Raw genomic sequence first — 22,701 nt, forward strand, 5'->3', positions numbered from 1 at the left:
CTATGCCAGCTGCGGTACCACCTCGTCGAGGGCCTGGTCGACGGTCTTCACCGTGATCGCCTTCTGCTGGATCAGCAGCAGCTCCTTGTCGAGGTTGGCCGGGGTGACGGCGTAGGTCGGGTCCTCGGCGGTCGCGCTCACCTCGTGGTACACCAGGACCAGCCAGGACTTGTCCCGGATCGCCTGGTCGACCCACTGGCCGACCTGGGCCGGGGTCGTGGTGTCCAGGATGTTCTGCACCTTGATGTTGTAGACGTCGGTGCTGTCCTTGGTGTTGTACCCCTCGTCGGTGGAGCGGTGCGAGCGGTAGTACTGCTTGGCCGTGCTGAGCACCGTGGCGTTGTACTCGCCGTACGGGGTCGCGAAGTTCTTGGCCACGCCGGTGCCGTACCACGAGCGCAGGTCCGCCTGGCTGTTCTTGAGCTCGGCGTCCACCTGCGCGGGCGTGAGCGTCGGCAGGTGCGGGTGGGTCACCGTGTGCGAGGCGACCTCGATCCCGTGGTTGGCCAGGTCGCCCATCTGCGCCTTGGTCATGTAGTCCGGGTAGTCGATGGTGCTCGTGAGCAGGTAGTACGTGGCCGGCATGTGGTACTTGTCCAGCAGCGGCACGCCGGCGGTGTACTGCGACTTCCAGCCGTCGTCGAACGTGAGGCTGACGAGCGCCCGGTTGAGCTGCGCCGGGGTGTACTCCGCGAGGCTGAAGTCGTCCGCGGTGACCCAGCCGACCTTCGCGATCACCTGGAACACGGTGATCCTGGTGGCGCCGGCGGGGACGGTGTACTGCGCGCTGACCTTCGCCCACGCCGAGGAGGCCGGGGCGGCGGCAAGGTACGCGTACTGTTCCGAGCCGTCGGCCATGGTGACCTCGACGTCGATCTCGCTGTCCACATTGGACTGGTACCAGTTGGAGTACTGGTAGGTCTTGCCGGGCGTGACGCCGACCGCGGCCGGGCTCCACTTGGAGTCGCCGCTGGTGTACTTCGTGATCTGCGTCTTCACGCTGCGGCTGCCGGTGTGCCCGGTGGTGAGGTAGCTGAACGTCGTCGTGTTCGTGCCCCACGTGGAGCTGCTCCAGCCCGAGGGCGCGCCGCCGCTGGCGGTCTCGACGCCCGGGTTGGCGATGAGGTTGCCCGGGGAGGTCGGCGGCGGCGTGGTCGTCGTGTCGTTGACGGTGACGGTGACCTTGGACGTCGCCGCGGTGGCGCTGGAGGCCGTGCGGGCGGTGGCGGTGACGGTGTGCACGCCGTTGGCGGCCTTCTTCGTGTCCCAGCTCGCGGTGAACGGGGCCTCGGTGTCCTCGGCGCCGAGGTCGGTGCCGTCGACGGAGAACTTCACGCCGACCACGTCGGCGCTGGCGGTCGCCGCGATCTGCTGGGTGCCGGAGACGGTGGCGCCGTCGGCGGGCGCGGTCAGCTTGACCGAGGCCGGGGGCGGGGTCGGGTCGGTGGCGCCGGACTCGGCGAGGAAGTACAGGTCGGTCTGCAGGCTGCCCTTCTTGTCCAGCACGTGGTACACCGACGCCTTCACCGCGTCGGCGGGCGTCGTGAACTCGACCGAGAGCTGCTTCCACGCGGCGGAGACGGGCGCGTCGGCCAGCCACACGAACGTCTGCTTGCCGGCGGCGTTGGTGTAGACGACCTCGAGCGTGGTCAGGACGCTGCCGATGTACCAGTCCGAGACGACGTACTTGGTGCCCGGCTTGACGGTGACGGGCGCCGACATCCACTTCGCGTCGCCGGACGTGCGCGAGGTCATGGTGACGGCGAGGCTCTTCTGGCCGTCCTTGCCGCCGTCCTTCCAGGCCGAGGTGGCCTGGTTGGTGCCCCACTTGTCGAAGGTCCAGCTCGCCGGCCCGGAGCCGGAGGCGGTCTCGGCCGACGGGTTGCCGATGAGGTTGGCGCCGACCGCGTAGGCCGTGATGTTCGGCAGCAGCGCGGAGACGACGGCCGCGAGAACCGTGCCGATGAGTAGTCTGTACAGCCGCACGTGTCGGTACCCCATTCGTCACTGAGAGCAACTTCGGACGGGTATCACACCAACCGTCCTCATATCGCGTCAACGCAACGTGAGGACGCCGTCACGACAGTTCGCCAAGAGAAGGCCCTGACCTGGACCTCGTCGCAGATTAGCCCTCAGATTCGTGCACGTTCGGATTAACTCCGACGCGCCGGAGGTGAAACTGCGCGTCACCCGAACGGGGTGAACCGCCCGTTCCCGGGGCCGGGCACGCGGGGTGACCGGGCCCCGGGAGGGTGAGCTAGAGCCGCCGCTGCACCGGCAGTCGCGAGCGGGTCAGCAGGCCGCTCGCGGCCATCGCGATGAGCGGCACGACCACGAGCGTGACGGCCAGGCTCGGCCAGGGCCACGTGAACGGCGCGGACAGGCTGGACGGCCACCGGTGCGCGGTCGCGCGGTTGAGGGCCGCGAGCACCGCGGCGCCCGCGCCGAGCCCGCCGGCCGCGCCGAGCAACGAGCCCAGCCCCGCGATGAGGCCGGCGCGGCTCAGGGCCAGCCGCCGGCGCACGCCCGGGGAGGCGCCGACGGCCCCGAGCGTCGCGTGGTCGGGCCGGCTGTCCACCGCGGACAGGCCCGTGGCGATGCCGGCCGCGCCGAGCGTGACCATGGCCGCCGCGAACGCGAGCAGGAGCACCAGCAGGGTCGCGCCGGAGTCCCGGGGTCTGGTGATCTGGCCGTCGTAGCCGTATCCGAGGTGGGCCAGCTGCTCCGCGAACGCGTCGGACTCGGCCGTCGTCGGCAGCCGGGTGGTGGCCGCGACGATGCCGACGACAGCGCTGGCGAACCCGGCCCGGGCCACCGCCTGCGGCGAGATCGCGAAGAACTCCCGCGAGCGGGCCGTCGGCGCGTAGTAGCCGGGCACCTCCAGCGACTCGCCCCCCGGACTCCGAGCGGACGAGCCGGGCCTTGCCGTGGTACACCAGCATCGGGTCGCCCACGACGACACCGCCGTCGGCGAGGACCTCGCGGGCCCGCTCCAGGTCCGGGCCGCTGATCCCGCCGATGGGGCCGAGGGCGGCGCCGTCGTCGACGAGGTGCAGGGCGGACGGGTCGCCGAGGGTCACGTGGAACATCTCGGCGCAGCGCGGGTCGGCGGCCGCGGCGCGCTGCTGCGGCGGGGTCACGGCGCCCGGCTCGTACGGGCACCAGTTCTCCCGCGGCCGGACCGCCTGCAGGTCACAGCGTTGCGGCCCCGGGGCGGCACAGGTCACCGAGCGGATCTCGGTCACCTCGCGGATCGGCAGCGGCGCGACGGCCTCGCGGAGCCGCTCGGTCGGCAGCTGGGCCGGGCGCCCGCCCTGGCTCGGCTGCTGCTGGATGACGACGGCGGTGCCGATCGGCAGGGCCGGCACGTACATCGCGTCCATCTTCGCCTCGATGCTGGTCTGGTAGGCCGCGACCGCGGTGCTGCCGATGACCGCGGCCATGACCGCGGAGACGGCGGGCGAGGCCGAGGCGCGGTTGCGGGCCGCGTCGCGCACGGCGATCCGCACCGCCGGCGGCAGCCCACCGCCGAGCCGGGCGATGGCGCCGAGGATGGCGGGCGTGGACAGCACCAGACCGAGCTCGGCGATGACCAGCCCGGCGAGGACAGCCTCGGCCCGGGCACCGGCGACCCCCCACGCCGCGATCCCGGCGCCCGCGGCGAGCCCGGCCAGCCCGGCGAGGGCCAGGCGGCGCCCGGTGCGGGCGCGCGGCCGGCGGCCGGTGAGCGCGGCGAGCACGTCGGTGCGCCCGGCCGTGATGGCGGGGGCGAGCGCGGCGGCGACGCCGGTCAGCACGGCCAGGACCGCGACCCCGACCAGCTGCCCGGGCGGGACGCGCAGGCCGCCCGGGCGGGCGTGCAACAGGTACTGCGCCAGCACCGGCCGCGCGGCCAGGGCGCCCGCGACGCCGATCGCGGTGCCGGTGAGGGCCGCGGCCGCGCCGAGCACGAGCCCGTCGGCGAGCACGATCCGGCGCAGGTGCCCGGGGCCGCCGCCGCTCGCGGCGACGAGCCCGAGCTCCCGGCGCCGGCGCCGGGCCCCGACGGCGAACGCGGGCCCGGCCAGGAGCACCACCTCGAGCGTCGCCAGGCCGAGCACGAGCACGGCCAACCGGAAGTTGCGCTCGCCGGGCGCCATCTCGTCGGGCCGGGCGGTGAGCATGCCGTCACGCTCGGGGCCGAGGAGGACGGCGCGGGAGCGGGCGACGATCCCGCGCTCGTTGAGCGTGCGGACCTGGTCCCACGTCAGGGGGGCGGGGGCGTCGACGTACCAGATGCCGTCGCCGCCCATCGGCAGCGCGCCCGGGCGCATGACGATGCCGCCGTTGAGGTCGCCGGGGCGCTCGAACTGCCCGACGACCGTGAACCTGCGCTTGTCGTCGGGCAGCGTGAACGTCCCGCCCAGGCGGGTGCCGAGGCGGTCCATGGCGGCGGCGTCGAGCGCGGCCTCCGCGTCGGTCGCGGGGGCCCGGCCGTCGAGCAGCTCCAGGTGCCCGGCCCAGCGCGGGTCGGCCAGGTCGAGCAGGTGCACCGGCAGGCCCGCCCGCCCGGCCGCGGTGGTGACCGCGATCCGGTGGTGCTCGTCGGTGTGCACCAGGCTGCTGCCCGGCGGCAGGGCGGCCTGGAGGGCCCGCTCGACGTCGGCGGCCGCGACGCCGTGCACGAACCGGGCGTCGTCGTGCACGGGGCGGTACTGCTCGCCGGAGCGCCCCTGCTGGATCGGCCCGTCGAAGGCCCACTGCACGGTCGCGTCGAACCGGCCGAGGTCGCGGTCGGCCTGCTCGGCCGGGGTGAGCGTGAACTGGTCCAGGGTCGTGGCGACGAAGGACAGTGCGAGCACGGGCAGCATGATGAGCCCGACGATGAGCGCCGTGCGGCCCTTGGCCCGCGCCGCCTCCCGCCTGGCAATGCGCAATGCGATCACGAGGTCGCGCCGTGCAGGAGGTGCTCGGGCTGGGTCAAGGGCCCCGACGCGTCGACGATCCGGCCGTCTCGCAGGAACACCACGCGGTCGGCCCACGCCGCGTGCCGGGCCTCGTGGGTCACCAGCACGCCGGCCGCGCCACCGTCCACTTTGGAGCGCATGAGCCGCAGCACCGCCTCGCCGGTCCGCGAGTCCAGCGCGCCGGTCGGCTCGTCGGCGAGGATGAGCCGCCGCTGCCCGACCAGCGCCCGCGCGATCGCGACCCGCTGCTGCTGGCCGCCGGAGAGCTCGTCGGGGAACCGTCCCGCGCAGTCGGCGAGCTCCACGTCGGCGAGCGCGGCCAGCGCGGTGCGCCGGGCCCGGCGGGGCGAGGTTCCGTCCAGCTCGAGCGGGAGGGCCACGTTCTCGGCCGCGGTCAGGGCGGGCAGGAGGTTGAGGTCCTGGAAGACGTACCCCACCGAGCGTCTGCGCATCGCGGCCAGTTCCCGCTTGCGCATCCCCTCGAGCCGCCGCCCCTCGACGGCCACCCCGCCGGCATCGGGCCGATCGAGCCCGCCGGCCAAATTCAGCAGCGTCGACTTCCCGGAGCCGGACGGCCCCATGACCGCGACGAGCTCCCCCTCCGCCACGGCGAGCGACACCCCGCGCAGCGCGTGGACGGCCGTCTCCCCGTGCCCGTGGGTGCGGCACACGTCGAAGAGCTCAAGCACGCTCATCGACAACCTCCGGGTGGACGTTCAGAGCCCGGGCGGCCGGCCGCGTGCGCACCTCGCGCACGAGGCTCGACTCGCAGTGGTCGAGCCAGCGCAGCTCGGCCTCGGCCTGGAACACCATGGCGTCCAGCACCAGCCGCCACGGCAGATCCCCGGGCCGCTCGGCGCCGCGCTTGAGCCGCGTGTACTCCTGCATCGCCCGCATCGTCGCCGTCCGCTGCGCCTGCACGATCGCCTGGACGTCCACGCCGGGCGTGGTGATCGCGAGCGCCAGCTTCACCGCGAGCTCGTCGCGCGGCCGGTCCTTGGCCTGCACCGGCGTGACGAACCAGGCCCGCACCTCGGCGCGGCCGGGCTCGGTGATCTCGTACGGCCGCTGCCCGTCACTCTCGGGAAGCGGCCGCACGAGGTGATCCCGCTCGAGCCGGGCGAGGGTCGTGTAGACCTGCCCGATGTTGAGCGGCCAGGTGCCCCCCGTCGACTCCTCGAACGTGCTGCGGAGCTGGTATCCGTGCATCGGTCCCCGCTCGAGCAGGGCGAGGAGCCCGTACCTGATCGACATGCATACGGAGTATGCATACTCGGTATACGGTGGTCAAGCACGCGGCACTTCGCACCCGGGAAATGTGTGCACCATGCGCGCGGCCACCGGTCCGGGACGGACGGGCGACCGCGACGCAGAACCGCCGCCCTCCAGCGCAAAAGCAGGCCACCGACCGCCGAATCAGATTTTTCGCCCGTGGACCGGCGAAGCATCCGATACGTCGCGGCGCGGAGCGCCCGACATATCGCGCCGGCCGTCACGCGACCGCCGGGCCCCCGTCGATGCCGAGCTGCCGCCGCCGCGGATAGGGCCGGACCACAGCGCCCGCGGCCTCGAGCTCCAGGATCATCCCCAGCACGCGCCCGTCCAGGTCCTCGTCGGCCGGCAGCGTCACCAGGCGCTCGTGCCGCCAGGGCTCCGCAAGCCCCCCGCCCTCCAGCGCCGCCCGCAGCAGCGCCGCCGTCGAGCGGGTCATGGTGCGGGTGGTGTTCACGCCCGGGGGCGTCGGCGAGTACACGGGCCAGTAGGCGTGCCGGTCCCCCGAGCGCGGCCGGCGCGGATGGCCGCGGCAGTGGCGCAGGAACGCGTCGAGGTCGAGCGCGTCGTGCCGCATGGCCTCGGCGACGAGCACCGCCCAGCTGAAGCCGCCCACCAGGCCCCACGCGGCGCCGTCCAGCTCGCGTTCGCGGGACCAGCGGCGCACGCGGGTCAGCAGGTCCCGGAACGCGGCCGGGTCGAGGCCCTCCAGCAGCGCGCCGGCGTCGTGCACGGCGAGCGCCGCCCTCCGGCCGGGCTCGTCCAGGGAGGGGTCGAGCGGGAGGCGGTGTACGTCGGCGGTCGTGACGTGCTGCACGTCGACGCTCACCCCGGCCACCGTCGCGCGGACCACGGGCACGATCGTGCCGGCCAGGCGGGCGCCGGGCAGCGATTCGGCCAGCTCGGCCAGGGCGGTGCCACCCGAACCGGAGCCAGCCGAACCGGAGCCAGCCGAACCGGAGCCACCCGGAGGAGACGCCCACACCAGGTCCAGGTCGGTGCCGGCGGTGGCGATGCCCAGGCGGACGGAGCCGATCACGTGCACGCGGGAGCCGGGGCGCAGCGCGGCGCACGCGTCCGTGACGAGGGACAGGGCGGCGTCGTGGCCGGTGGACAGGGGCACGGTGTGCCGGACCGTGAACGGCGTGTCGGCGCCGCGGCTGATCAGGTCGACCGCGTTGATCGTGAACTCCAGGGGCTGCCAGTCGCGGCGCAGGGCGGCGTACACCGGCTCGATCGAGGCGCCCGTCAGCTTGGCGATGGTCAGGTGCGCGACGAAATCCCGAGACGCGCACCCGGGAAAGCGGGCGGCCAGGGCGCTCTGGAGGCGGCGCAGGGCGTCCGAGGGCGACGGCGCGACCCAGACGGTGGTCGAGCCGCGGTGGTCGAAGCGGCGGACCTCGGCCAGGCGTACGCGGATCGGGCCGGTGCCGGCCACCACCTCGGCGACCACCGCCGCGGCGGCCTCGAAGTCGGCCTGGGGCACGAAGCCGTGGAGGAGGGTGATGTGGGGCATCCAGCGGCGGTACGACGGGTCGTGCAGCGAACGCACGGCCTGGATCCGCGGCCACACGTGCTCGGGCGGGCGCACCACGAGGGCCGAGGTGTGCACGGCGGGCGAGTCGACGGTCCGCTGAGCCGGTTGCAGGAGTGCGGTGACGCCGAAGTGGTCGGAGACGTACCGGTCGCCGGCGAACGGGCGGTCGCCGAAGCGCTCGGCCACGACCGGGGTGAGCGGGCCCCGCACGAGGATGCGGTCCAGGCGCGCGGCGCGGCCGGTGCGGGAGGCCAGGGCCGCGAGGGGGTTCACGGCGGGGTCGAAGGTGAAGCCGGCGTCGTGCGGATGCACGGCGCGCCAGGCGTCGACGTAGCCGGGGACCGCCGGGGCGGCCTCGTCGCCGGCGTTGAGGTCGGCGAGCACCACCGCGGCGTCGAGGTCGCCGCGGCCGAGGCGCTCGGCGATGACCCGCAGCTGGTGCTCGCGCCGCTGCTCGGCCCCCTCGGTGTGGTCGCTCGTGAGGTGTGCGGCCACGAAGCCGGTGCGGCGGCCGTTGAGCACGGTGTGGCCGAGGACCAGCCGCTTGTACGCCGAGAGCCGGTGCACCTCCAGGGTCAGCGGCCAGCGGGCGATGAGCGTGGTGCCGTAGCCGATCTCGGCGTCGGGGCCGGCCGAGACGCAGTAGCGCTCGCGCACCCACGGCGCCGCGAGCAGCGCGGCCCACAGGTCGTGGGTGACCTCGTGCAGCGCGACGACGTCGGCGCCGAGCCCCTCCAGCAGGTCGACGCAGGCGGGGACGCGCCGCTCGGGATAGGTCATCTCGCGGTCGTACGCGTCCGAGAGCACGTTGAACGTGGCCACCTGCACCGCGTCGGCGTGCACGGGCGCGGCCGGGCCGGCCGGGGCCCACTGCCCGGTGACGGGATCGAAGCGCAGGCAGGCCGCGGCGTCGAACGCCGAGATCGCGCGTTTCGGGGCCCGCGCCGCGACGGGCGCCTGGGCCGCGGTGAGCGCGGCGAGGTCGGCGGCCGGGGCGGTGCCGGAGCCGAACACGAGGTCGACGCGCGACCGGCGGTCCCACACGATGACGGAGCCGGCCTTGACCCACTGCACCCGGTGCCACGGCACGTCCCCGCCGCCGACGAACGCGAGCAGCGGCGTCTCGCGGATCCCGGCCCCGCGCTCCTCGTAGCCGACGCGGAAGCGCGCCGCGTCGAGGGCGGCGTCGTACCGGATCCGGGAGACGACATCCTGCACCGGCCTCATGCCGCGAGCCTAGGTCGCGGCATGAGGCCGGTGCGAACGATTTCCTGCGGGGACGCCGCGGCTACTTGTACGTGATGTCCGACGACGTGAAGTTGCAGTGGCCGTCGCCCATCCCGTCACCGAGGTACTTCGGCTCGCTGCCCTTCGCCACGCCCGTGTACTCGGCGCAGACGTGGATACCGGACGAGCTCTGCACCACGACCCGGGTCAGCGTGGCGGTGTCGCCCCAGTTGGTGTTGATGCCCACCACGTACTTCGCCTTGTTCAGCAGCACGTTGTCCACGGTCACGTGGCGCTCGTAGTGGTTGGTGCAGTTGCCGCAGCCGCGGTAGAGCTTGCCGATGTCGCTGGCGTAGAAGCCGCTGATGTGCACGGTGCCGTTGCCGTTGTGCTGGAACACCTTGTCGCTGGCCGACCTGGCGCCGCCGCCGATGACGTAGGAGTCGCCGCCGCTGGTGCCCAGGAACGTCGCGGCGTCCTCGCCCACGTCCTCCCACCAGACGTTCTGGATGGTGCAGCGGCCGAGGCAGTGCACGCCGTCGCCGGCCGGGGAGCCGATGATGACGTTCTTGAGCGTGGCGCCGTCGGCGAGCTCGAACATCGGGTCCTGGCTCTCGCTCTGGCTGCCGTCGCCGATGCAGCAGTAGCGCTTCATCCCGCCGTCGAGCGAGCCGCTCACCTTGATGGTGCCGCTGACCGAGACCGAGCCGGTGCTGCTCGGCCACGAGCCGGTCGGGGTGCTGCCGCCGCCACCCGATGTCGGGGTCGGGGTCGGCGACTTCGTGGGCGTCGGGGACTTGGTGGGCGTGGGGCCCGTGGTGGTCGGCGCCGGGCCGGCCGTGTCGCTCACGGTCACGTCGTCGAACGAGGCCGCCGCGTAGGCGGTCTGCACGCCGATGCGGCCGCTGGAGGCGACCGAGCTCGAGCCGGAGCCGACCGAGGCCCCGTCGACCGCGCCGGAGATGGTGCTGCCGGAGACGGTGAGCGACAGGGTGTACCAGGTGCCGGTGCTCACCGTGCGCGAGACCTGCCCGAGCACGGTGACCGAGCCGCTGTTGACCGCCTGCAGCTGCACGCCGCCCGGCACCAGCGCGAGCCGGTAGAAGGTCGTGGAGCTCTTGGCCCGGGCCAGCAGCCCGGCGAGGCCGTTGCCGGGCAGCGAGGTCGGCTTGACGCGGGCGCTGACGGTGTAGTTCGTCCAGCCGGTGTCACCGGCGAACTCCCGGGCGTTCTCGCTGCCCGAGTTGCTCTGGTTCAGCGCCTTGGAGCCGTCGGAGACGACGGCCCAGGTGCCGCCGGACTTCGACCAGCCACCGAGGTCGCCGTCCTCGAAGTTGTCGCTGAACAGCGTGGCCGCGAACGCGATCTGCGAGAAGATCGCGGCCGAGGCGGTGAACGCGGCGACGCCGGCGGCCACGATGGGCCAGCGGCGCCGCCTGGGGCGGGTGTCCATGCTTCCTCCGTCGAAGGAGACGTGACGCATGGGGGTGTGCGGCGGGACTGGGCGGGTCGGCCGCATGCGTGGGGCTGAGGAAAACGCTTTCCTCGTCCGTAACCTAGACCGTCGTCGATCCCGCGTCAACCGGTGAGAGGTGCATCCAGGTGAAGACGAGGGGCACGTCGCCGTCGCTGATCAGGTGGTGGTTCTCCCCCGGCTCGATGATGAGGATGTCGCCGGCCGTGAACCGGGTGTCGGCGGATCCGTTGAGCTCCAGCACGCCCGCGCCCTGCACGATGGTGAAGATCTCCGGGACGTCGTGGACGTGCACGTCGGACTCGGGGTGGGTGCGGTGCCCGGGGTCGTCGTAGCGGCTGATCCCGCCGCGCTGGACCGGGCCCCAGCCCCGCCCGATGGCGGCGAGGGTGGCCGGCGTACCGCCGTCGGGCAGGTCGGCGAGTGAAAGTTTCCTCACGGCAGGACTCCGATCTCACGGAAGTGGGCGCGTTCGGCGGCGGCGCGGCGGACGATCGCCGCCGCGCCCGGGATCTCCACGCCGTCCTCGCGCCGGGCGAGGCGGGCGGGGTCGAGCAGCACGGGCTCACCGGCGGCCAGGATCGCCTCCGCGAGGGCCGTGAACGGTTCGGTCCGCTCCAGCGGCACCAGCAGCGGCACGTCGCGGTCGCGGTGGTCGAGCAGGTTCTCCAGCAGCCCGGTCCGGCCGGGCACGACCTCCCCGTCCAGGCGGTCCTGGGCGTAGCCGACCTCGGCGGTGCCCTCACGCCCGACGACGGTGATGTCGCCGGGCACGAACTCGGCGGAGCAGAGGGTGACGGCCACGAACACCGCGCGGCCGTCGGGCGCGGTGAGGCGCAGCGTGGCCGTGTCCTCCACCTCGACGGCCGGTCTGGTGCGGTACCGGTCCAGGCTGAGCGTCCACGGTGGACGGATTCCGGTGATGGCCAGCGCCTGCATGAGGGCGTGCGCGAAGGGGTTCACGAGGGCCCCGTCCCGCCCCCGCCGCCCCGCCCACGAGCTGCGCGTCCAGTAACTGTCGGGCCGCCACCAGGCGCCGGCGACCGAGGCCGACGTCACCTCGCCGACCCGCTCGGCCAGCAGCGGCAGCGTCGGCGAGCCCAGCGCCTGGAAGCCGATCTGCAGCACCCGGCCGCGGGAGGCCTCGGCGAGGCGCCGGTGGTCGGCCAGGGACAGCACCGGCGGCTTCTCCAGCAGCAGGTCGGCCCCGGCGCCGAGGACGTCGAGGGCGATCGGCAGGTGCGTGTGCGGCGGGGTGCACACGACCACGACGTCCGGCTTGCGCTCCTCGAGCATCCGCCGGTGGTCGGTGTAGTCGTAGCCGGGCTGCACGTCGCAGGTGGCGACGAGCCGGACCCGCTCGCCGAGGGCGTCGATGGCCCGCAGGTGCCAGGCCCCGTGCCCGGCCGCCCCGATGAGCGCGACGGTCGTGCTCACCGCAGCCCCGCCAGGGTGCCGAGCACGCCGTGGCGCTCCAGGGCGCCGGTCCACTCGGCCAGCTGCTTGCGCAGCTCGGTGTCGTCGGCGAAGCCGGGCGGGAAGACGGCGTCGAGCGCCAGCAGGTCCGGGGCGGACCGCAGCCGGTCCGCGAGGGGATCGTCCAGCGGCAGCGGGGTGCCGTCGTCGGCCGAGCCGCGCACGAAGCGCATCCAGGCGGCGAGGACGAGGGTGGCGTACAGCGGCATGCTCCCCGCCGCCCGCCGGTCCGCGATGGTGCCGAGGAGCCGCTGCGGGAGCTTCTGCGAGCCGTCCATCGCGACCTGCAGGGTGCGATGGCGCAGGGCGGCGTTGGCGAAGCGCGCGAGGGCGCTCTGCCCGAACCGCTCGACCGTCACCCCCTCCGGCGGGCACAGCGTCGGCGCGATGTCGGTCGCGATGAACCGTTCCACGACGTCGCGCATCCCCGGCAGCGCCAGCGACCGGTCGATGGTGGGCGCGCCGGCCAGCGCCCCGAGGTACGCCAGCGCCGAGTGCACCCCGAGGACCGCCCGCAGCTTCAGCCCCTCCCACGGCCCCACGTCGTCGGTGACGACGGCGCCGGCCAGGTCCCACGCCGGCCGCCCGCCCGGGAAGTCGTCCTCGAGGACCCACGCGCTGAACGGCTCCGCGCCCACCGTGGCCCGGTCCTCCAGGCCCAGGACGTCCCGCGCGGTGGCGTAGGTGGCATCGGTACTGGCCGGCACGATGCGATCCACCATGGTGCTCGGGAACCCGGTCGAGTCCACGATGGACGGCCCCAGCTCGGCCACGACGAGCTCGCGCAGCCGCCGGCCGTTGCTGGGCAGGTTGTCGCAGCTCACCAGCGCGATCGGCGCCCCCGCGCGGGCTCGCAGCCCCCGGACCAGCAGGTCGAGGACGGCCGAGCCGGGCCGGTACGCCTTCTCGGTCACCGTCAGCGTGACGATCCGCACGGCCGGGTCGGCCAGCAGGCGCTCGACCGCCTCCGGCTCGCTCGCCGCGTGCAGGGCCCGGCTGTGGACCCCGAGCACGCGCGGCGTGACCCGCTCGCCGTCCAGGGTCAGCACGCTGTACAGCAGGTCCTGCTCCAGCAGCGGGTCGAGCACGGCCCGGGAGCGGGGCGCGACCGCGGCGATGCCCCAGTCCCCGCCGGCCTCGGCGATCGCGTCGGCGGTGAAGACCGCCTGGTGGGCCCGGTGGAACGCGCCCAGCCCGAGGTGCACGATGCCGGTGGCCGGGGCCGGGGCCGGGGCCACGTCACCGGCGGTGGCCCGGCTCAGGCGCTCCATACCGGCCCCTGCGGGAACGCGAACCGCTCGACGGACTCGGGCCGCATCCGCACGCTGTAGCCGGGCCGTTCGGGCAGCCGGTAGCGGCCGTCGGCCACCCGGACCGGGTCGGTGAAGTGCTCGTGCAGGTGGTCGACGTACTCCACCATCCGCCCCTCCATCGACCGGCTCACGCGCAGGTAGTCGAAGAACGACAGGTGCTGCACGTACTCGCACAGCCCCACCCCGCCCGCGTGCGGGCACACGATGACCCCGAACTTGGCCGCCATCAGCAGCTCGGCGAGCACCTCGCCGACGCCGGCGACCCGGCACGCGTCGACCTGCATGATGCCGATCGCGCCGGCCTGCAGCAGTTGCTTGAAGATGACCCGGTTCGCGGCGACCTCGCCGGTGGCGACCTTGCACCGTTCGCCGAGCGCGCGCTGGATCGCCGCGTGGCCGAGCACGTCGTCGGCGTGCGTGGGCTCCTCGATCCAGTACGGGTCGAAGGCGACCAGCCGCTCCATGTTCGCGATGGCCTCCTCGACGTCCCAGACCTGGTTGGCGTCCATCATGAGCAGCGCGCCCGGCCCGATCTCGGCGCGGATGATGCCGGCCCGGCGCACGTCGTCGTCGATGGGCCCGCCGACCTTCATCTTCACCGCGGTCCAGCCGTCCTTGACCGCGGCCCGGGTGAGCGCGCGGACCTTCTCGTCGTCGTAGCCCAGCCAGCCGACGGAGGTGGTGTACGACGGGTAGCCGTGCTCGCTCAGGTGGGCGAGCCGGTCCGCGTAGCCGTCGAGCCCGGCGTCGAGGATGGCGGCGGCCTCGGCCGGGGTGAGCGCGTCGGCGATGTGCCGGAAGTCCACGGCCGCGACCAGCTCGGCGGTGGGCAGCTCGGCCAGCAGCCGCCACATCGGCTGGTCCGCGAGGCGGGCGCGCAGGTCCCACACGGCGTTGAGGATCGCGCCGGCGGCCATGGCCACGACCCCCTTCTCGGGGCCGAGCCAGCGCACCTGCACGTCGGCGGTGAGGGTGCGGGCGCCCGCGGCCGTGCACAGCTCCTCGACGGTGTGCCCGACGACGTGGTGGCGCAGGGCCTCGACCGCGGCGCAGGTGATCTCGTTGCCGCGGCCGTTGGTGAAGGTCAGCCCGAAGCCCTGGGCGCCTTCGGCGGTCTCGACGACGACGTAGGTGGCCGAGTAGTCGCCGCGGTTGATGGCGTCGGAGCCGTCCCCGGCGGCCGCGGTCGGGAACCGCACGTCGTGCACGGTCAGGCCGATGATCTCGGTCACGCCGGCTCTCCACTTCGGACGGTGCGCTGGTAGACGCGCTTGGGCAGGTGGTAGGCGAGGTCGGCGATGGTCTCGGCGGCCTCGTCGAGCGGGAGGCGGTGCTCGGCGACGAGCCGGGCGAGGAAGCCGGCGTCGACGCGCCGGGCGACGTCGTGGCGCACGGGGATGGAGCAGAACGCCCGCGTGTCGTCGACGAAGCCGGCGGTGTTGTAGAAGCCCGCGGTCTCGGTGACGGCCTCGCGGTAGCGGCGCAGGCCCTCGGGGCTGTCCAGGAACCACCACGGGGCGCCGAGGAACACGGCCGGGTAGCCGCCGGCGAGCGGGGCGAGCTCGCGGGTGAAGACGGTCTCGTCCAGCGTGTAGAGCACGATGCGGAAGCGCGGGTCGTTGCCCAGCTCGTCCAGCAGCGGGCGCAGCGAGCGCACGTACTCGGTCGGGCTCGGGATGTCGCCGCCGACGTCGCGGCCGTGCCGGGCGTGCAGCGCGGCGTTGTGGTTGCGCACGGCGCCCGGGTGCAGCTGCATCACCAGGCCGTCCTCGACCGACATGCGGGCGAACTCGACCAGCATGTGGGCCCGGAACCGCTCGGCGTCCCCGGCCTCGGCCCGGTCGCGCAGCGCCCGGTCGAACAGCGCGGCGGCCTCGTCGCGGGGCAGGGCCAGCGTGGCGGCGCTCGGGTGCCCGTGGTCGCTGCTGGTCGCGCCGGCGGCGATGAACGCCTGTCGGCGCTCGCGCAGGCGGTCGAGGAACTCGGCGAAGGTGCCCGCGCCGAGCCGCTCGACCCGCTCGGCCCAGCCGGGCCAGTCGAGGTCGACCAGGTCGTCGGGGCGGAAGGTGGTGATGACCCGCCCGCCCGGGCCGCCCCAGCCGTCGGCCGCGAGCTTGGCGTGGGCGCCGAGGTCCGACAGCGGCGACTCGGTGGTGGCCAGCTGCTCGAGGTTGAACCGCTCGAACAGCGCCCGGGGGCGGAACTGCGGGTCGGCCAGGCGTTGCGCGACGGCGTCGTACACGTCGTCGGCGGTCCGCGCGTTGAGCGGCGAGGTGACCGCGAAGACCTCGGCGAGCACGCGCTCGGTCCACAGCCGCGAGGGGGTGCCCCGGAACAGGTGCCAGTTGGCGGCCAGCCGCCGCCAGATCGTGCGCCCGTCGGTCTCCACCGGGGTGCCGTCCACCGACGGCACGCCGAGCTCGGCGGGGGCGATGCCCTGGCTGGCCAGCATCCGCGTGACGTAGTGGTCCGGCACCACGATGAGCCGGGCCGGGTCCGGGAACGGCCGGTCGTCGGCGAGGATCGCCGGGTCGACGTGGCCGTGCGGGCTGATCAGGGGCAGGTCCCTGGCGTGCCGGTAGAGCTCGCGCGCGATCGCGCGGACCCCGGGCTCGGCGGGTAGGAGTTGATCCTCATGCATGGTCGATACCAGCCTCGAGCTCGGCGGTGCGGACGGGCCGACCGGTGGTGATGGACTCGTTGGCGGCGAGCCCGACGAGCAGGGCACGGGCCCCGTCGGCCGCGTCGGCGCAGCGGTCCAGCGGGTCGGGGGGCGCGCCCGGATCGAGCAGCTGCGCCAGCATGCGCACGTCGGCGCCGCCGTGACCCTCCCGGCGATGGCCCTCGACGGCGACGTCCACGGGCGGGCCGAAGAACGGCCGCAGGCGGAGACTGGCGGTGCCGGGCTCGCGGTGTCCCTTGAGCGAGTCGGCCGCCTCGGCCGAGACGTGGTCGGTCTCGGTCACGTCGAGTTCGAGCCGACCGCGGCTGCCGTTGAAGGCGATACGGTACCCCTCCCAGGGCGCGTAGGCCGTCAGGTGATACGTCAGGGTCGCCCCGCGAGCGTAACGCACCATGACGGCCAGATCGTCCTCGATGGTCACGCCGGGCGCGAAGACGTCCTGGTCGCGGTGGTAGCCGTCGGCCCGCACGGCCGTCTCGCCGTAGAGCGCCGTGAGGTCGGGATCGCTCATGTCGATCGCGAACTTCCCGGCGCCGTGGCCGGCTCCGTCGGTACCGTAGAAGAACAGGCGACCGTCGGCGTAGACGCTGGCGGGATCGTCGGCCAGCCACCAGTTGACGAGGTCGAAGTGGTGCCCGGCCTTGTGCACGAGCAGCCCGCCGGAGTCGGCCTTGTCGCGGTGCCAGCGCCGGAAGTAGTCGGCGCCGTGGCGCACGTCGAGCAGCCACTCGAAGTGCACCGACCCGACCTCGCCGATCTCGCCCGCCGCGAGGATGCGCTTCACCGCCTCGTGCAGCGGGTTGTAGCGGTAGTTGAAGGTGACCCGGACCCGGCGGCCGGTGCGGCGCACGGCGTCCATGATCCGCGCGCAGCGCCGCGCGTCGATGGTCATCGGCTTCTCGGTGAGCACGTCGCATCCGGCCTCGAGCGCCGCGACGATGTACTCGTCGTGGTAGCGGTCCACGGTGCACACGATCACCACGTCGACGCGCTCGCGCTCGATCATCTCGGTGAACTCGCTCGCGCGGTACGCCGGGACCGGCGCGGGGAGCCGGTCGTTGTGCACGGCGATGCGGACCGGGTTCGGGTCGGCCAGCGCGACGAGCTCACAGGTGTCGCGGTGCTCGGCGGTGAGCGCCCGGACGAACATGGCGGCGCGCGACCCGGTGCCGACGATCGCGTAGCGGGATTTCAAGGAGCCTCCTGAGACGAAAGGCTGCAAAGGTTTGCAGCAAACTATGCGCAAGAGCCGCTCGTCCGGTCAATACCGTCGACGTGATCGCATCGAGGGGCGTTGACAGCGGAGCAAACGTTTGCATAATTGGCACCACTGCGGTGACCCAGGTCACCCCTTCCGTGGACGCCTGCACCCCGGCCGTTCCCGGACGGGCCACCGCTGCCGCCGCCCCGAGAGGACTCCACGTGCCCGCCACGATCCGAGATGTCGCCCGCGCCTCCGGCGTCCATGTCTCCACCGTGTCGCGCACGTTCTCGGCGCCGCACCTCGTCAATCCCGACACCCGCAGCCGGGTGCTGTCCACCGCGGAGAGCCTCGGCTACCGCCCCAACCGGGCGGCCCGCGCACTGATCACCGGCCGGACGCACAACATCGGCCTGATCGTCGCGGACATCGCCAACCCGTTCTTCCCCCCGCTCATCAAGGCCGCCGAGTCCCAGTCGCGCCAGCGCGACTACCACCTCTTCGTCGCCGACACCAATGAGGACCCCGTGGCCGAGGAGCAACTCGTCCACGCCCTCGCCAAGCAGGTCGACGGCGTGCTGCTGTGCAGCCCGCGCATGAGCAACGACCTGATCGAGAAGCTCCGCAAGGAGGTGCCCCTCGTCGTGGTGAACCGGCCCGTCGAGGGGCTTCCCGCGGTCGTGATGGACGTCGCCGACGGCGCCCGGACCGCGATCGAACACCTGGCGGGCCTCGGGCACCGCGCCATCGCCCTGCTGGGCGGGCCGCGGGGCTCGTGGACCAACCGGGAGATCCGCCGCAGCGCGACCGCGGCGGCCAAGGCAGCCGGGGCCACGCTCACGGTCCTGGGCCCCTACCAGCCCACCGAGGCGGCCGGGTCGGCCGCCTGCGAGGCGGTGCTGGCCACCGGGGCGACCGCCGTGCTGGTCTACAACGACCTCATGGCGATCGGCCTGCTGGAGGCCCTGCACGACCGCGGGGTGCGCGTGCCGGATGCGCTCAGCGTCGTCGGCATCGACGACATCATGCTCAGCCGGCTGGTGCGCCCGAAGCTCACCACCGTGGCGACCCCGACCGCGGCCGCCGGCCGGGCGGCCGTGGACCTGCTGCTGCACCACGACGAAGAACACCGCTCCACCGCACTCGTCACGCTCCAGACCCAACTGGTCATCCGCGACTCGACCGGCCCCGCTCCGGTCTGAACCCCACTCGCGGCCGATGCCTAGGAGTGAAATTTTCATGTCCGGAACCTCTCGCCGCCGGCTGCTCGCCGCAGCCGCCGCGGCCGCTCTGCTCGTGCCCCTCGCCGCCTGCGGTGACGACGCCGGGTCATCCCCCTCGGCGGACTCCACCGCGCCGGTCGAGCTGAGCTTCTTCTGGTGGGGCGGCGACGCGCGCGCCAAGCTCACCGAGGACGCGCTGAAGCTGTACACCGCGAAGCACCCGAACGTCACGTTCAAGACGACGTGGCAGGCCAACCAGGGCTACTTCGACAAGCTGGCCACGCTCACGGCCGGCAACGCCGCGCCCGACATCTTCCAGATCGACGACAACTACCTGACCGAGTACGCGTCGAGGAACGTCACGCTGGACCTCAGCTCCTACCAGAAGTCCGGCAAGCTGGACACGTCGAAGTTCCCCGAGAGCCTCTGGAAGTACGGCGAGGTCGACGGCAAGCTCGCCGGCGTCGCGTTCGGCGAGAACACCCAGGGCCTCGTGTTCAACAAGACCAAGCTGCAGGCCGCCGGCCAGCCGCTGCCGACCAACGGCATGTCGTGGGAGCAGTTCATCGCCTGGGCCCAGGCGGCCGGGGCGGCCACGAAGACGGCCGGCACGCAGGACCCGAGCGCGGACTACAAGGCGTTCTGGGTGTGGCTGCGCCAGCAGGGCAAGGACCTCTACAAGGGCAAGGATCTCGGCTTCACCGCCCAGGACGTGACCGCCTGGTTCGACCTGTGGAAGGGCGCCCGGGACAAGAACGCGACGCCGCCGCCGGACGTGATCCGGGAGGGCAACGCGACCGACATCACCAAGCAGCTCGTGGTCACCGGGAAAGCCCTTACCTCTTGGGTGTGGGTGAACCAGCTGCCGGAGCTGCAGAAGAACACCAAGGACGAGCTCGGCGTCGTGGCGTACCCGGGCGACCCGAAGGCCCAGTGGGCGCGCGCGTCGATGTACTTCTCGGTGTACCGCGGCAGCTCCAAGAAGGACGTGGCCGTCGACGTCATCAACTTCCTGGCCAACGACCCCGAGGCCGGCAAGGTCCTCGGCACCGACCGCGGCCTGCCGTCCAACCTGGACGTGCGCACCACCGTCGAGAGCGCCGTCACCGACAAGGCGATGAAGACCTCCATCGACGTGGAGAACCAGCTCGGCAAGTCCTTCGGCCCGTCGCCGCAGGTGCCGCTCAAGGGGCACAGCACACTGCGCTCGGAGCTGATCAAGGCCGCGGAGTCGGTGCAGACCGGCAAGGCGTCCTCCGCCCAGGCCGCCGAGGCGTTCATCACGGCCGTGAAGACGGCCATCTCCAAGTAGGGAATCCCTTCCAGTGGCGCTCACGACCACGCAACGGCCAGCGCGACACTCCGTCCGGGTCCCCCAGGGATCCGGGCGGGGGGTCCGCCGCGAGGGCCGGGCCGGTTACGTCTTCCTCTCCCCCTGGCTCCTCGGCTTCGGGGCGTTCACGCTCCTGCCGATGCTGGGCTCGCTGGTGCTGAGCTTCACCGACTACGACATCCTCTCGGACTTCTCGGAGCTGCACTTCGTCGGCCTCGACAACTACCGGCGGATGTTCACCGCGGACCCCGCGTTCTGGCACGCGGTCACGGTGACGGTGCTGTTCGGGATCATCTCGGTCCCGCTCAAGCTCGCGGCCGCGTTCGCCGTGGCCCTGCTGCTCAACCGCGGCATGCGCGGCGTCGGGTTCTTCCGCGGCCTGTTCTACCTGCCGTCGCTGCTCGGCGGCAGCGTGGCGCTGGGCTTCGTGTGGTATTCGATGTTCAACCGCGACGGCTCGTTCAACCGCCTGCTGGGGCTCTTCGGCGTCCACGGCCCGGGCTGGGTCAACGACCCCGACTGGGCGCTGGGCACCCTGATCCTGCTGGCGGTCTGGCAGTTCGGCGCGCCGATGGTCATCTTCCTGGCCGGCCTCAAGCAGGTGCCGGCCGAGCTCTACGAGGCCGCGTCGGTCGACGGCGCCGGGGCCTGGCGGAAGTTCCTGTCGGTCACGATGCCCATGATGTCGCCGGTCATCTTCTTCAACCTGGTGCTGGAGACCATCCACGGCTTCCAGGGCTTCACCGGGGCGTTCGTGATCTCCGGCGGCACCGGCGGCCCCGTGGACTCCACCCTGATGTACACGCTGTACCTGTACATCAAGGCCTTCACCGACTACGAGATGGGCTACGCGTCCGCCCTCGCCTGGGTGTTCCTCGCCGCGATCGGCCTGCTGACGGTGGTGCTGTTCAGCACCGGGCGGTTCTGGGTGCACTACTCCGACGGAGGGGACGAATGATGGGCCGAATGACGGGCCGAATGATGGGCTCAGCCAAGCGGAGCCTGCGGCTCGTCGTCATCCTGGCCCTGCTGGCCGTCATCCTGTACCCGCTCGCCTGGCTGCTCGGCAGCTCGTTCAAGAGCCAGCAGGAGGTGCTCAGCAACGCCTCCGTCTGGCCGGAGCACTGGACGCCGGGCAACTACCCGCAGGGCTGGACGCACTTCAAGAGCGCCGCGGTCACCTTCGGCCGGTTCTTCCTCAACAGCACGATGGTGGCCCTGCTCGTCGTGGTCGGCAACGCGGCCTCGTGCCTGCTGGCCGCGTACGCGTTCGCGCGCCTGCGCTTCCGCGGCCGCCGGCTGTTCTTCGCCATCATGATCGGGACCCTGCTGCTGCCCGGCCACGTGCTCATCGTGCCGCAGTTCATCCTGTTCAAGCAGCTGGGCCTGGTCGGCGGCGACTTCCCCTACCTGCCGCTGGTCGTCCCGCACTTCCTGGCCACGGAGGCGTTCTTCGTCTTCCTCATGGTCCAGTTCATGCGGAGCATCCCGCGCGAGCTCGACGAGGCGGCGAAGATCGACGGCTGCTCCCCGTTCGGGGTGTTCCGCAACGTGATCCTGCCGCTGTCGCGCCCGGCGCTGGTGACCACCGCGATCTTCTCGTTCATCTGGACGTGGAACGACTTCTTCCGTCAGCTGGTGTACGTCTCGGAGACCACGAAGAACACGGTGCCCGTCGCGCTGCGGGCCTTCATCGACTCCTCGGGCCAGGTCACGGTCGGCCCGATGTTCGCGATGTCGGTCCTCTCCCTGCTGCCGGTGTTCCTGTTCTTCCTGGCCTTCCAGCGCATGCTCGTCGAGGGCATCAACACCTCGGGCCTGAAGGGCTGACGCATGAAACGCGACTGGCTGGAGACCGTGACCGTCGCCGCGGACGTCGCGCTGGTCGGCGTCGCCGTGACCATCGCCTCGGCGCCGCTGGTGACGGCCGGCGCCGCGATCCGCACCGGCTCCTCGGCGATCCACGCGATCGGCCGCGGCGAGAAGGTGGACCTCCGCGCGATGGGGCGGCTGTTCCGCGCCTCGCTGCTGCGCGGGGCGGTCGCCGGGGCCGCGGCCGCGGGGTGCGCGCTCCTGCTGGTCTTCAACGTCGGCGCCGTCGCCGCCGGCCGGGTCCCGGGCGGGTCACCCGCGCTGGCCGGCACCGGCGCCGCGGCCGCCGTGCTGCTCGCGATCGGCATGCTCAGCGTCGTGCGCCTGGGCCGGGACACGTCCCCGGCCGGGTGGCGCGACGCCCTGCGCTGGGCCGGCCGCACGGCATGGCGGCAACCGGGCGCGGCGGCGGCGGTGGCCGGGGTGTCGGCCGTCGCCGCCGTGCTTGCGGTCTTCGTCCCCCTGACGGCGCCGCTGCTCGTCGGCTACACCCTGTACGCGGCGCACGCGGTGACCGCCCGACTCGTGCGGGCCCCGAGCCCCGCCTGAGCCGCCCCGGCCTCAGCCGCGCGTGCGCCGCCCGGGCCTCAGCCGCGCTTGCGCCGCCCGGGCCTCCGACGCGCGTGAGCTACCCGGGCCGCGGCCCCGCGTGCGCCGCCCGGGCGTCAGGCCCGCTCGGCGCCCGCCGGCCAGATCACGGTCATCGGCAGATCCGCGGCGCGGGCGCGGGTGACCACGTCCGCGGTGCCGCCCGGGTCCCCGTGCTCCAGCCCGTCCCACACCGCGATCAGCTCCTGCACGCGGCCGAGCATGATGCGGTTCGCGGCGACGTACGCGGCCCGGCCCGAGCGCGCCTCGCCGGTGGGCAGGATCTTGCGGGCGCCCGCCAGCAGCGCGTCGAAGTCGCGGCGGCGCTCGATCGGCACCACGCGGCGGTAGTCCGGCGCCGGCAGCACGACCTCGTAGACGCCGCCGACCTCGCGCACCGCGCGGGCGAAGAGCTGGTCGGCGCCGTCGGCCAGGCACGTCACGCCGACGAGCTCGCCGTCGTCGCGCGAGCGCAGGTGCTGCACGAGCGCCCGGTAGATGCGTTCCGCGCCGGCGTCGGTGAGGTTCGTGTGCCCCGTGATGCCGATGCGCATGG

18 protein-coding genes and 1 pseudogene are annotated in these 22,701 nt (G+C 73.2%); 5 read left to right on the top strand and 14 right to left on the bottom strand.

Going from position 1 to position 22,701, the window contains the following annotated elements:
- The 13 genes and pseudogenes from ACQP1P_RS34655 to ACQP1P_RS34715 all read right to left on the bottom strand — a co-directional run bounded on the left by ACQP1P_RS34655 (position 1) and on the right by ACQP1P_RS34715 (position 17,078).
- Positions 1-1,986 (bottom strand): polysaccharide deacetylase family protein, encoded by a 1,986-nt coding sequence (locus tag ACQP1P_RS34655; RefSeq protein WP_433077493.1) that lies wholly within the window; start codon positions 1,984-1,986, stop codon positions 1-3.
- A gap of 271 nt (positions 1,987-2,257) precedes the next feature.
- The gene (locus ACQP1P_RS34660; RefSeq protein WP_433090218.1) at positions 2,258-2,623 is read right to left on the bottom strand and encodes an FtsX-like permease family protein; all 366 of its coding nucleotides are present in this window, start codon (positions 2,621-2,623) and stop codon (positions 2,258-2,260) included.
- Positions 2,624-3,803: 1,180 nt separating this feature from the next.
- A pseudogene (locus ACQP1P_RS34665) lies at positions 3,804-4,850 on the bottom strand (ABC transporter permease); the annotation flags it as partial.
- A 71-nt stretch (positions 4,851-4,921) separates the two neighbouring features.
- On the bottom strand, positions 4,922-5,641 hold the full coding sequence (locus tag ACQP1P_RS34670) for an ABC transporter ATP-binding protein (protein WP_433077495.1): 720 nt from the start codon (positions 5,639-5,641) through the stop codon (positions 4,922-4,924).
- Positions 5,628-6,200, bottom strand: a complete 573-nt coding sequence (locus ACQP1P_RS34675; RefSeq protein ID WP_433077497.1) for a PadR family transcriptional regulator — start codon at positions 6,198-6,200, stop codon at positions 5,628-5,630. Before ACQP1P_RS34675 ends, ACQP1P_RS34670 begins: the two co-directional genes overlap by 14 nt.
- Positions 6,201-6,438: 238 nt before the next feature.
- A complete protein-coding gene (locus ACQP1P_RS34680; RefSeq protein WP_433077499.1) occupies positions 6,439-8,982 on the bottom strand; it encodes an RNA repair domain-containing protein in 2,544 nt (847 codons plus the stop codon).
- A gap of 61 nt (positions 8,983-9,043) precedes the next feature.
- The gene (locus ACQP1P_RS34685; protein ID WP_433077501.1) at positions 9,044-10,435 is read right to left on the bottom strand and encodes a pectate lyase; all 1,392 of its coding nucleotides are present in this window, start codon (positions 10,433-10,435) and stop codon (positions 9,044-9,046) included.
- Between the two features lie 103 nt (positions 10,436-10,538).
- Positions 10,539-10,895, bottom strand: a complete 357-nt coding sequence (locus ACQP1P_RS34690; RefSeq protein WP_433077503.1) for a cupin domain-containing protein — start codon at positions 10,893-10,895, stop codon at positions 10,539-10,541.
- Positions 10,892-11,893 (bottom strand): Gfo/Idh/MocA family protein, encoded by a 1,002-nt coding sequence (locus tag ACQP1P_RS34695; RefSeq protein ID WP_433077505.1) that lies wholly within the window; start codon positions 11,891-11,893, stop codon positions 10,892-10,894. The genes ACQP1P_RS34690 and ACQP1P_RS34695 overlap by 4 nt, the downstream gene beginning before the upstream one ends.
- Positions 11,890-13,203, bottom strand: coding sequence for a mannitol dehydrogenase family protein (locus ACQP1P_RS34700; protein WP_433077506.1), 1,314 nt, complete (start codon positions 13,201-13,203; stop codon positions 11,890-11,892). Before ACQP1P_RS34700 ends, ACQP1P_RS34695 begins: the two co-directional genes overlap by 4 nt.
- Positions 13,191-14,477 carry an enolase C-terminal domain-like protein gene (locus ACQP1P_RS34705; protein WP_433077507.1) on the bottom strand — a complete coding sequence of 429 codons (1,287 nt, stop codon included), beginning with the start codon at positions 14,475-14,477 and terminating at the stop codon, positions 13,191-13,193. The genes ACQP1P_RS34700 and ACQP1P_RS34705 overlap by 13 nt, the downstream gene beginning before the upstream one ends.
- Positions 14,474-15,886 carry a glucuronate isomerase gene (uxaC, locus tag ACQP1P_RS34710; protein WP_433077509.1) on the bottom strand — a complete coding sequence of 471 codons (1,413 nt, stop codon included), beginning with the start codon at positions 15,884-15,886 and terminating at the stop codon, positions 14,474-14,476. Before uxaC ends, ACQP1P_RS34705 begins: the two co-directional genes overlap by 4 nt.
- Positions 15,879-17,078 (bottom strand): Gfo/Idh/MocA family protein, encoded by a 1,200-nt coding sequence (locus tag ACQP1P_RS34715; RefSeq protein WP_433090220.1) that lies wholly within the window; start codon positions 17,076-17,078, stop codon positions 15,879-15,881. Before ACQP1P_RS34715 ends, uxaC begins: the two co-directional genes overlap by 8 nt.
- Positions 17,079-17,350: 272 nt before the next feature.
- Between ACQP1P_RS34715 and ACQP1P_RS34720 the strand changes: the two genes are divergently transcribed.
- The 5 genes from ACQP1P_RS34720 to ACQP1P_RS34740 are packed head-to-tail and all read left to right on the top strand — an operon-like array spanning position 17,351 to position 22,106.
- Complete coding sequence (locus ACQP1P_RS34720; protein ID WP_433077511.1) at positions 17,351-18,331, top strand: LacI family DNA-binding transcriptional regulator; 981 nt, start codon at positions 17,351-17,353, stop codon at positions 18,329-18,331.
- A gap of 37 nt (positions 18,332-18,368) precedes the next feature.
- A complete protein-coding gene (locus tag ACQP1P_RS34725; RefSeq protein WP_433077513.1) occupies positions 18,369-19,664 on the top strand; it encodes an ABC transporter substrate-binding protein in 1,296 nt (431 codons plus the stop codon).
- A 13-nt stretch (positions 19,665-19,677) separates the two neighbouring features.
- Positions 19,678-20,643: a carbohydrate ABC transporter permease gene (locus tag ACQP1P_RS34730; protein WP_433077515.1), complete on the top strand. Its 966-nt coding sequence runs from the start codon at positions 19,678-19,680 to the stop codon at positions 20,641-20,643.
- An 8-nt stretch (positions 20,644-20,651) separates the two neighbouring features.
- Complete coding sequence (locus tag ACQP1P_RS34735) at positions 20,652-21,515, top strand: carbohydrate ABC transporter permease (protein ID WP_433077517.1); 864 nt, start codon at positions 20,652-20,654, stop codon at positions 21,513-21,515.
- A 3-nt stretch (positions 21,516-21,518) separates the two neighbouring features.
- A complete protein-coding gene (locus ACQP1P_RS34740) occupies positions 21,519-22,106 on the top strand; it encodes a hypothetical protein (RefSeq protein WP_433077519.1) in 588 nt (195 codons plus the stop codon).
- A 116-nt stretch (positions 22,107-22,222) separates the two neighbouring features.
- Here ACQP1P_RS34740 and ACQP1P_RS34745 read toward each other — a convergent pair whose 3' ends face one another.
- Entirely contained in the window at positions 22,223-22,699 is a 477-nt protein-coding gene (locus tag ACQP1P_RS34745) for a hypothetical protein (RefSeq protein ID WP_433077521.1), read from the bottom strand.
- Positions 22,700-22,701: the final 2 nt, after the last annotated feature.

Source organism: Dactylosporangium sp. CA-052675, assembly GCF_050947935.1.
GTDB lineage: Bacteria > Actinomycetota > Actinomycetes > Mycobacteriales > Micromonosporaceae > Dactylosporangium.

Bases quoted from the DNA above. Each gene is read 5' to 3' on its own strand.
- ACQP1P_RS34680 (WP_433077499.1), bottom strand. From the start codon at position 8,982: ATGAGGCCGGTGCAGGATGTCGTCTCCCGGATCCGGTACGACGCCGCC.
- ACQP1P_RS34670 (WP_433077495.1), bottom strand. From the start codon at position 5,641: ATGAGCGTGCTTGAGCTCTTCGACGTGTGCCGCACCCACGGGCACGGG.
- ACQP1P_RS34715 (WP_433090220.1), bottom strand. From the start codon at position 17,078: ATGTTCGTCCGGGCGCTCACCGCCGAGCACCGCGACACCTGTGAGCTC.
- ACQP1P_RS34740 (WP_433077519.1), top strand. From the start codon at position 21,519: ATGAAACGCGACTGGCTGGAGACCGTGACCGTCGCCGCGGACGTCGCG.
- ACQP1P_RS34685 (WP_433077501.1), bottom strand. From the start codon at position 10,435: ATGGACACCCGCCCCAGGCGGCGCCGCTGGCCCATCGTGGCCGCCGGC.
- ACQP1P_RS34725 (WP_433077513.1), top strand. From the start codon at position 18,369: ATGTCCGGAACCTCTCGCCGCCGGCTGCTCGCCGCAGCCGCCGCGGCC.
- ACQP1P_RS34745 (WP_433077521.1), bottom strand. From the start codon at position 22,699: ATGCGCATCGGCATCACGGGGCACACGAACCTCACCGACGCCGGCGCG.
- uxaC (WP_433077509.1), bottom strand. From the start codon at position 15,886: ATGCATGAGGATCAACTCCTACCCGCCGAGCCCGGGGTCCGCGCGATC.
- ACQP1P_RS34675 (WP_433077497.1), bottom strand. From the start codon at position 6,200: ATGTCGATCAGGTACGGGCTCCTCGCCCTGCTCGAGCGGGGACCGATG.
- ACQP1P_RS34735 (WP_433077517.1), top strand. From the start codon at position 20,652: ATGACGGGCCGAATGATGGGCTCAGCCAAGCGGAGCCTGCGGCTCGTC.
- ACQP1P_RS34700 (WP_433077506.1), bottom strand. From the start codon at position 13,203: ATGGAGCGCCTGAGCCGGGCCACCGCCGGTGACGTGGCCCCGGCCCCG.
- ACQP1P_RS34660 (WP_433090218.1), bottom strand. From the start codon at position 2,623: ATGGTCACGCTCGGCGCGGCCGGCATCGCCACGGGCCTGTCCGCGGTG.